The 2,681-nt window shown below is 38.1% G+C and carries 3 protein-coding genes; 1 reads left to right on the top strand and 2 read right to left on the bottom strand.

Annotation, left to right across the window (positions count from 1 at the left end; translation table 11 throughout):
• Window positions 1–6 precede the first annotated feature (6 nt).
• Complete coding sequence (locus tag ACOVQ4_RS22320; protein ID WP_421822800.1) at window positions 7–996, bottom strand: bifunctional heptose 7-phosphate kinase/heptose 1-phosphate adenyltransferase; 990 nt, start codon at window positions 994–996, stop codon at window positions 7–9.
• A 93-nt stretch (window positions 997–1,089) separates the two neighbouring features.
• Window positions 1,090–2,073, bottom strand: coding sequence for a GTP 3',8-cyclase MoaA (gene moaA, locus ACOVQ4_RS22315; protein WP_421822801.1), 984 nt, complete (start codon window positions 2,071–2,073; stop codon window positions 1,090–1,092).
• A gap of 236 nt (window positions 2,074–2,309) precedes the next feature.
• Here moaA and ACOVQ4_RS22310 point away from each other — a divergent pair, with 236 nt between their 5' ends.
• On the top strand, window positions 2,310–2,552 hold the full coding sequence (locus ACOVQ4_RS22310; protein WP_421822799.1) for a MoaD/ThiS family protein: 243 nt from the start codon (window positions 2,310–2,312) through the stop codon (window positions 2,550–2,552).
• Window positions 2,553–2,681: the final 129 nt, after the last annotated feature.

Raw genomic sequence — 2,681 nt, 5'->3', positions numbered from 1 at the left:
TACAGCCTAAAGCCTATTATGATAGTTTTGTTTGGCTTCCGCCAGCAGTCTTTCTTTATTGATTGGAACAACTCCTACCGATTCACATACAAGTCCACCGCCTAAATTCGATAACCCTGCTACTAACTCTGGAGACAAATCGAGTGCTACACAACAAGCTGCAATCGAGATAACGGTATCGCCAGCTCCTGAAACATCTGCAATTTGTCGAATATGGGCAGGAATATGCTTTTCTTCATCTTTGAAATTGATGAAAACACCTTGCTCAGATAAGGTTACAAAAGCTCCCTTTACTTCTAAGGTTTCTATCAGCATGTTTACTGCCATAGCCAATTCAACGGGATCTTTTGAATCAAATTGAATGTTGAGACCTTCTTTGAGTTCTTTCAAATTTGGCTTGAATAAGGTAGCATTTTGATAATTGAGAAAATTACGTTTTTTAGGGTCAACTACCGTGGGGATATGATGTTCTTGTGCAAACTCTATTACGTCTGCAATAAGTTCTTTCGACAAAACACCTTTATCATAATCTTCAAAAATAATTACCTGGGCATCTAATGCCAAAGCTTTGATTTTAGTTAAAAGTAAATCACGCTCATTCTCTGAAATCAATCTGTCGGTTTCGGTATCTACGCGTACAATTTGCTGTGTACCTGCAATAATACGTTCTTTTACGGTTGTGATACGTTTTTCGGATTGAAGAATACCTTCTGTAGATAACTCTTTTTCTTCCAACAAATCCAATAGGGCATTACCATAAGAATCTTTCCCGATTACCGAACAAATAATAGCCTTTGCGCCAAGTGCCTGAACGTTCATCACTACATTGCCAGCACCACCCAAACGCATTTCTCTTTGTTTTACATTTACTACTGGTACTGGAGCTTCAGGAGAGATACGTTCTACTTTACCCCAGGTATAGGCATCAATCATCAAATCGCCTATGATTAGCACTTTGAGTTGATTGAAACCATCAAAAATTTGCTCAATTGTCATCGTCTATATAAAATATGCCCCCGTCAACCCGTTCCAAGATACTTTTGGGTTGGCAGGGGATTAAATGAATTGCAAAATTAAGATTTTTATGGATTATCCTCCAATGGTTGTCATGGATTCAGTTATAAGCTTGGTACGACGTTTCTCAGCTTCGAAGCCATCTTTAGCTCTTTGTTGAAAAGTATTGATAAAAACTCCTTTCAATTCTTCGTTGCTGATACCCGAACGAATCAAATCTCGGATGCTTAGCACGCCTTCGTCGTACAAACAAGTTTTTAATTCGCCTTGTGCGGTCATTCTGATACGATTGCAAGTGCCACAGAAGGTTCTTGAAAACGCTGCAATAACGCCAATATTGCCTTTGAAACCTGGAATTTGGTAGTTGTATGAAGTAGAATTCGGTGCATCAATCATTTTGCTAAGGCTCGGATAGGTAGCTCGAATGGTGTCTAAAATACGGTGTATATTCCAGTGAAGCACAGGATAATGCGAGCCTTCGCCATTGAAAGGCATTTCTTCAATAAAGCGAACTGCCACAGGATGATGCTCGGTAAGGGCTACCAAAGGTAAAATATCATCGGTATTTTTTCCATCCATTACCACAGCATTGATTTTTACTTCAAAACCTGCTTCTAATAAATCAAAAAGGGTTTGATATACTTTCGAAAATTCGTCGCGACGGGTAATATCAAAAAAGCGTTGCGCATCCAAAGTGTCCAAACTCAAATTGACAGAGCGAATCCCGATTTCTTTCATTTGTTTGAGATATTGCCCTGTCAGTACACCATTGGTTGTAATATTTAGCTCATCGATTCCTTGAATGTCGGCTAGGCGATACAAAAAATCAATGAGATTATTACGGACAAAGGGTTCTCCTCCTGTAATACGCACTTTGCTAATTCCTAATTCTGCAAGTACACCAACAATGCGGAGCATTTCTTCATAACTTAACAACTTTGATTTATGAAGATACTTGATACCTTCTTCGGGCATACAATAAAAGCAGCGCAAATTGCATCGGTCGGTGACAGCAAGTCTCAAATAAGTAATCGGTCGACCGTGATTGTCATAAATCACAGGGCGATTGTCGGGAGTTGTTATGGATGGATTAGTTGTCACAAATACGGATGATATAGTATTTTGGGTAAATCCCCATTGGTTGTCCTCAAATTATTGATTTACTTCGTTATATTAGCAATCAAAATCTTGGAAAATTTGTTCAAAAAGAAACGTTTATATTTATCGCTGATAGTATTTCTGTAATCAATACAAACAAATATACTATTGAATCCTAGAATCAAAAATTTAACCTAATGAAATATACAATTGCCTTGTTTGGTATCACTAAAGAAATTGTAGGCAATAGCTCGATAACTTTGGAGGTATCAGATACTCTCACAACTGATGGTTTGTTGACCTTGCTCAGAGCCGAATACCCTAAGTTGGCTGCTATTCGCTCGTTATTGTTGGCTGTAAATAACGAATATGCCGAACAGGATTTAGTATTATCAGAAAGAGACGAAATTGCGTTAATTCCACCAGTGAGTGGGGGATAGTTTGAGTTAGTCTCTCGATGATAGCATAGATTCTTGATTTCGGATTTATCTGGAATGTTCGGCACGATGTTCCGAAATCAAAATCTTAATGTTAAGTTAGTACGCAAAATAAAGTTTAAGATTGTGCAT

The organism is Flectobacillus sp. (assembly GCF_049240685.1).
Lineage (GTDB): Bacteria > Bacteroidota > Bacteroidia > Cytophagales > Spirosomataceae > Flectobacillus.
Note: the sequence above shows the minus strand (reverse complement) of the source record. Positions and strands in the feature narration are given on the sequence as shown.